General features: G+C 69.5%; 5 protein-coding genes. 2 read left to right on the forward strand and 3 right to left on the reverse strand.

Going from position 1 to position 6,671, the window contains the following annotated elements; all coding sequences use genetic code 11:
• Positions 1-46: 46 nt before the first annotated feature.
• Positions 47-2,206 carry a penicillin acylase family protein gene (locus JWN21_RS03145; RefSeq protein WP_299646136.1) on the forward strand — a complete coding sequence of 720 codons (2,160 nt, stop codon included), beginning with the start codon at positions 47-49 and terminating at the stop codon, positions 2,204-2,206.
• A 2-nt stretch (positions 2,207-2,208) separates the two neighbouring features.
• Positions 2,209-2,961, forward strand: a complete 753-nt coding sequence (gene ppk2 / locus JWN21_RS03150; RefSeq protein ID WP_299646138.1) for a polyphosphate kinase 2 — start codon at positions 2,209-2,211, stop codon at positions 2,959-2,961.
• Between the two features lie 49 nt (positions 2,962-3,010).
• On the opposite strand, the gene JWN21_RS03155 is transcribed toward ppk2, so the two are convergent.
• The 3 genes from JWN21_RS03155 to JWN21_RS03165 form a co-directional block, all read right to left on the reverse strand.
• Positions 3,011-4,276 (reverse strand): hypothetical protein, encoded by a 1,266-nt coding sequence (locus tag JWN21_RS03155; RefSeq protein WP_299646140.1) that lies wholly within the window; start codon positions 4,274-4,276, stop codon positions 3,011-3,013.
• A 101-nt stretch (positions 4,277-4,377) separates the two neighbouring features.
• Positions 4,378-5,811, reverse strand: a complete 1,434-nt coding sequence (gene sthA, locus JWN21_RS03160) for a Si-specific NAD(P)(+) transhydrogenase (protein WP_299646142.1) — start codon at positions 5,809-5,811, stop codon at positions 4,378-4,380.
• 128 nt (positions 5,812-5,939) lie between these two features.
• Positions 5,940-6,671 (reverse strand): SDR family NAD(P)-dependent oxidoreductase (locus JWN21_RS03165; RefSeq protein ID WP_299646144.1); only part of this gene is annotated, 732 nt, incomplete at its 5' end.

A 6,671-nucleotide genomic window follows, 5' to 3' on the forward strand; every position in this document is an offset into this window, starting at 1 on the left:
GAGAAGGTACTTTCACGCCGCTCCCGGGAAAGACTAAGGTAGCGCAATGCGCCTCACCCCTGCCCTCCTCGCGCTTGCCCTGCTCGGCGCAACCAGCCCACCGCCCGACATGGATCGCTGGCGCGCGCAGGCCGCCCGGGTCACGATCGAGCGCGACGACTGGGGCATCCCGCATATCCGCGGGCGCTCCGATGCGGATGCGGTGTTCGGCGCGATCTATGCGCAGGCGGAGGACGACTTCCCCCGTATCGAAGCCAATTACCTGACTGCGCTTGGCCGCACGGCGGAGGCGGAGGGCGAAGCGGCGATCTGGGCGGACCTGCGGCAGCGGCTGTGGATGGATCCGGTGGCGTTGCAGGCGGAGTATCGTCGCAGCCCCGCCTGGCTGCGCGCGCTGATGGAAGCGTGGGCGGACGGGCTCAACTTCTACCTGGCGACCCACCCAGCTGAGAAACCTCGCGTGCTGACGCGGTTCGAGCCCTGGATGGCGCTGTCGTTCACCGAAGGATCGATCGGCGGCGACATCGAGAAGGTCGATCTGGCGCAGCTCGCCGCCTTCTACGGCACGGCCGCGCCGCAGCTGGCGCGCGTACCGGATGCGGACGCCGAGCCGCGTGGCTCCAACGGGATCGCCATCGCGCCCAAGCTGACCAAGAACGGCCGCGCGCTGCTGCTCATCAACCCGCACACCTCCTTCTTCTTCCGCGCCGAGTTGCAGATGACCAGCGACGCCGGGCTGAACGCCTATGGCGCGAGCACCTGGGGACAGTTCTTCATTTACCAGGGCTGGAACGAGCGCGTCGGCTGGATGCACACCACGAGTGGCGCGGACAGCGTCGACTTCTTCTCGCTCGACGTGACCCGTCGTGGGCCGGACATGGTTGCGTATCGCTACGGCCGCGAACAGCGCGCCCTGACGGCGTCGAGCGTGCGGCTGCGGTTCCGCGAGGCCGACGGGAGCATGGGCGAGCGGTCGTTCCGCACTTGGCGCTCGCAGCACGGGCCGGTGGTGCGCAAGGACGGCGCGAAGTGGGTCAGCGCGGCGTTGATGCACAAGCCGGTGCCGGCGCTGGAGCAGAGCTGGCTGCGCACGCGCGCGAAGACCTATGCCGAGTATGTGCAGGTGGCGGCGCGGCAGGCCAATTCGTCGAACAACACGGTCTATGCCGACGCGGACGGGCGCACGGCGCTGCTGCTGCCGCAGTTCGTGCCCGCCCGTGACGACCGGGTGGACTATCGCGGCACGGTGGACGGCAGCGATCCCGCCACCGCCTGGCGCGGACCGACGCCGATGGCCAAGCTGCCGCGGGTCATCGATCCAACGGGCGGCTGGCTGTACAACGCGAACGATGCACCGTGGCGGGCGGCGGGCGCGAACAGTCCAAGGCGAGAGGCTTTCCCGCGCTACATGGATCAGGCGGGCGCGAACCCGCGTGGCGATCATTCGCTGGCGCTGCTGAGCCCGGCGCGGGCGCTTGACCGGCAGGGGCTGCGCACGATCGCGTACGACCCTTGGCTGCCCGCCTTTGACCGCCTGGTCCCGCAGCTGGCAGTGGAATGGCGCGGTGACGCCCCGTCTTCCCGTCGCGACATGCTCGCCGAGCCGGTGCAGGCGCTGGAGCGCTGGGACCGGCGCGCGTCGGCGGACTCGATCGCGACGACGCTGGCCATGTTCTGGGCCGACGAGATGTGGCCCGACGCGGTCCGCCATCAGCGACCACCCGACCTGACGCCGTGGGACTGGCTCACCGGCGGCATGCCGGCTGGAGCGAAGCTCGCGGCGCTGGAGCGCGCGGTGGCGCGGCTGCGGCGCGACTTCGGCCGGTGGGACGTGCCGTGGGGCGAGGTCAACCGCTTCCAACGCAATGACGCCGCGATCGTGCAGCGGTTCGATGACGCCAAGCCCTCGACCCCCGTCCCGTTCGGCTCCGCGCGCTGGGGTTCGCTCGCGTCGTTCGGTGCACGCGCCTATCCGGGCACGAAGCGGTGGTACGGGACCAGCGGCAACAGCTTCGTCGCCATCGTCGAATTCGGGCCTCGCGTGCGGGCATGGGCTGTCACCGCCGGTGGCCAGAGCGGGCGCCCTGGGTCGCCGCATTTCTCGGATCAGGCGACGCGCTACGCGGCGGGTGACCTCCGACCGGTTTACTTCTGGCCCGACGAGTTGAAGGGCCATGTCGAGCGCCGCTATCGGCCGGGGGAGTAGCATTGGGCAAGCACGCCGAAGAACTGGAAGCGCTGCAACTGGCGCTGGTACGCACCCAGGCGGCGGCGCTGGCATCGGGCGAGCGCACCGTACTCATCCTGGAAGGCCGCGACGGGGCGGGCAAGGACGGGACGATCAAGCGCATCGTCGAGCATCTCTCCCCGCGCGCGACCCGCGTCGTGGCGCTCCCCAAGCCGTCCGATCGCGAGCGCACGCAATGGTATTTCCAGCGCTATGTCGCGCATCTGCCAGCGGCAGGCGAGCTCGTGATCTTCAACCGCTCCTGGTACAATCGCGCGGGCGTCGAGGTGGTGATGGGCTTCTCCACCCCGGCCGAACAGGCCGAGTTCCTGCGCGACGCGCCTGATTTCGAACGCATGCTGGTCGAAAGTGGCATCAAGCTGGTCAAGGTCTGGCTCGACATTTCCAAGGACGAGCAGAAGGAGCGGCTGGACGCCCGGCGCGAGGAGCCGCTGAAGGCGTTGAAGGTCAGCGACATGGACGCGGTCGCGCAGGCGAAGTGGGAGGAATACTCCGCCGCACGCGACCGGATGCTGGCGCGCACGCACACGCCGCTGGCGCCGTGGGTCTGCGTGCGGGCGGACAAGAAGCCGCGCGCGCGGGCGGCGGTGATCCGCCACCTGCTGCACCAGATTGCGCCGGCCGACGTGGCGCGCGACGTGGGAGCGCCGGATCCCGACGTGCTGTTCGCGTTCGAGATGGCGGCGACACAGGATGGGCGGCTGGCACCCTGATCCTCCCCCGGAGGGGGAGGTGGCGCGCCGAAGGCGTGACGGAGGGGCTTCAGCGCGAGCGCAACATCGGTGGAGAGGCCCCACCACCACTCGGCTGCGCCGAGCGGTCCCCCTCCCCGTTCCGGGGAGGATCAGGCGCGACCAGCACCCGCCACCCGTCCGGCAGGAAATCCGTCGACTGGTAGTAGTACAGGCTGCACGCGCCATCCGGACGATAGCTCGAACCCTTCACCAGCCCGAGCGCGACGGTGCCGTCGAACACCGGGCCGCCGCTGTCGCCCGCGCGGCAGCTCGGCCCCGCGACCGCGACCCAGGTCGGCGCGCACGGGCCGCCGCACAGGTCGCCCGATGGCGCGAAGTCGACATATTCCACCTCCGCGCAGCTATAGCCGGTGCGCTCGCCGCGATGGCACACGACGTCGCCCGCGCGCGTGCTGGCGCGCGGGCGCGCGGCGGTGACGGCGCGGCGCAGCGTCTTGGCAGTGTCGGCGAAGAAGGAGGGCGCTAGGCTTGCTTCGGCGCTCGCGAGGTGCAGCTGCACGTCCTGGAAGCTCCAGCCCCATTGGCCGACGAAGCTGAGCGGGACCTGCGTCCGATCCGCCTCGACATAGGCGAGCGTGTCCGGGCAATGCGCCGCCGTCACCACGCCCAGGCGGCCGCCGTCGGTGACGACGAAGCCGGTGGTGCAGGCGTAACGCTTGCCGTCGACGGGGCTGGTCCCGACGACGCGTGCGCCGCCCTCGATTGCGGCGTCGGCTGTGGTGTCGAGGCGGCGCACGGTGACGGGCATGCCGGTAAGGTTGGCGAAACGCTGTTCCAGCTCGCCCGCCGGATAGGCGGCGGCGTCGGCATCGCCGACCATCACCACCAGCGACCCGTTGCGCTGATCGACGCCCAGCCCGGGCGCGCGGCGCAGGCTGGCGCGGATCGCCGCCTGATGCGTGCTCAGCGCGGCGAGCAGCTGTGCGCGCGTGGCGAGCGCATCGGTGCGGAACTCGACCGCCACGTCCAGCCCGCCCGCGACGATGCGGCGATCAGGCACGGGCTCGCTGCCAGTCAGCAGCACGCGGATCAGGTAACGCGGGCGATGCTCGATCGCGATCCCGGTCAGCCGGTTGCCGAACTCGGCCGCGATCGCATCGGTGACGGCGATTGTTTCGCCCTGCGCCCGCAGCTGGCGCTCGGCCTCGTCGACCGGCAGGCCGGCGACCGCCGCCCATGTCGCTGCGTCGCGGGCGAGGGCTCCATCGGGGGTTTCGATCTGCGCCTGGGCGGCCGTGGCGAGAAGCAAAAAGGGTAAGAGGAACTTCGTCACTCCCGCGAAGGCGGGAATCCATCTCTCCACCGGTGCGAACGGCGCGTTGGATTCCCGCCTTCGCGGGAATGACGGGAGGAAAGTGGCGGTCGCAGTGACGTTCACCCTGCCGCCTCGGCAGCCGCCGGCTCCGCCGTTGCGCCAGCCGCTTCGAGCCGGTTCCATGCATCCAGGCTGGCGATCTTGTAGGCCTCCGCCAGCGTCGGATAATTGAAGGTGTTCTCGATGAAATAGTCGATGCCGCCCTTCAGGTTTAGCACCGCCTGACCGATGTGGATCAGCTCGGTCGCGCCCTCGCCGATGATGTGGACGCCCAGCAACCGCTTGGTCTTCAGCGAAAAGATCATCTTCATCATGCCGCTGCCGAGCCCCATGATATGCCCGCGCGACGTCTCGCGAAAGCGCGCGGTGCCGACCTCGTACGGGATGCCGCGCGAACGCACCTCCTCTTCGGTGAGCCCCACGGTGCTGATCTCGGGCACCGAATAGATGCCGTAGGGGAAGTATTTGGGCGGCGGCGGCGGTTGCAGGCCAAACGCATGGCAGGCGGCGAGGCGACCCTGTTCGAGGCTGGTCGAGGCGAGCGACGGAAAGCCGATCACGTCGCCCGCGGCATAGATGTGCGGCACGGCCGTCTGCATGGTCGTCGGCTCGACGGCGATGCGGCCGCGGTCGTCGGCGGTCAGCCCGGCGGCGGCAAGGTCCAGGTCCGCCGTCGCGCCAACGCGGCCCGCGCAGTACAGCAGCATCTCGTTGACGACCTGCCGCCCATCCTTGAGCCGGCAGACCGGGCGGCCATTCTCGACCGTGACGCTCTCGACGCCGACGCCGAGCCGGAGGCCGATGTTGCGGTCGCGCAATTCGTGGACGAACTCGCCCACGATCTCGCGGTCGATGAAGTCGAGGATCGTCTCGCGCGGCTCCACCACCGTCACCGCGACGTCGAGCGCGGAAAAGATGGTGGCGTATTCCACCCCGATCACGCCGGCACCGACCACGGTCAGGCTGCGCGGCAGTTTCGGCAGGTCGATCAATTCGTCGCCATCGAAGACGCTGGGTTCGTCGAAGGGGACATAGGCGGGGCGAAAAGGCTGCGTGCCGACCGCCAGCAGGATGTGGTCGCCGGCCACGAGCCTCGTCTCACCGTCCTCGGCGGTGACCTCGATCGTGTGCGGGTCGACGAAGCGGCCGGTGCCGGTCGTGACCTGGACGCCGTTGCGGCCGAACTGATGCTCCAGCACCTCGACCTCGTGGTCCAGCGTCTTGTGCAACCGGCGCATCAGGTCGGCCGCCGAGATGTCCTGCTTCACCCGATAGCCGCGCCCGTAGAAGCCACGCTCGCGCCAGCCCGACAGGTTGAGCACGGTCTCGCGCAGGGTCTTGGACGGGATCGTGCCGGTATGGACCGACACCCCGCCGACGCGCCGGCCGCGTTCGATGACCAGCACCGACTTGCCGAGCTTGGCCGCCTGGATCGCGGCGCGCCGACCCGACGGACCGGAGCCGATGACGAGGAGATCGTGATGCTGGGGCATGGGCGCAGCTTAGCGACGATGACGTGAACGGAAACCGACTTCTGCTATGTCATGGCTGAATGCGTTTCAGCATCCATGCGTGACGCCTTGCCCCCGCATCAGCGTCTCGCATGGACCCTGAAACGCGTTCAGGGCGACGAAGTTCTGGAGACTTGGAACCCGGCCCAGCTTTGACTCACCGGCATTAGCTCCAGCGTGTTCACGTTGAGGTGCGGTGGCAGCGTCGCGATCCACCAGATCGTCGCCGCGATGTCCTCGGCCGTCATCGGGTCAGCGCCGCCATACAGCTTGTCCGACGCCGCCTGGCTGCCGGTGCGCACGGTCGTGAATTCGGTCTCCACCATGCCGGGCTCGATCGAGGTGACGCGTACGCCGGTGCCGTGCAGGTCGGATCGCAGGCCGAGACTCAGCTGGTGAACGAACGCCTTGGTCGCGGCGTACACGTTGCCGCCCGGATAGGGGTAGGTCGCCGCCACCGAGCTGATGTTGACGAGTCCGCCACGCCGCTCGATCAGCCCCGGCAGCAGCCGGTGCGTCAGCGCGACGACGCTCGTGATATTCGTGTCGATCATCGTCTGCCAGTCGGACAGCTTCGCCGCCTGCGCGGGCGCGGTGCCCAGCGCCAGCCCGGCGTTGTTGACCAACAGGTCGATGCCCGCGAATGCTGGCGGCAGCCCCGCGACCGCGGTCTCGCGCTCGATCTCGTCGCGCATGTCGAATGCGAGCGGGTGCAATGCCTCCCCAAGCTCGGCCGCGAGCGCATCCAACCGGTCCGCGCGGCGGCCGGTGGCGATCACCTGCCACCCGCCCGCAACGAAGCGGCGCGCGGTGGCCGCGCCGATGCCAGCAGTCGCGCCGGT

The organism is Sphingomonas bacterium, from assembly GCF_028292945.1.
Lineage (GTDB): Bacteria > Pseudomonadota > Alphaproteobacteria > Sphingomonadales > Sphingomonadaceae > Sphingomonas.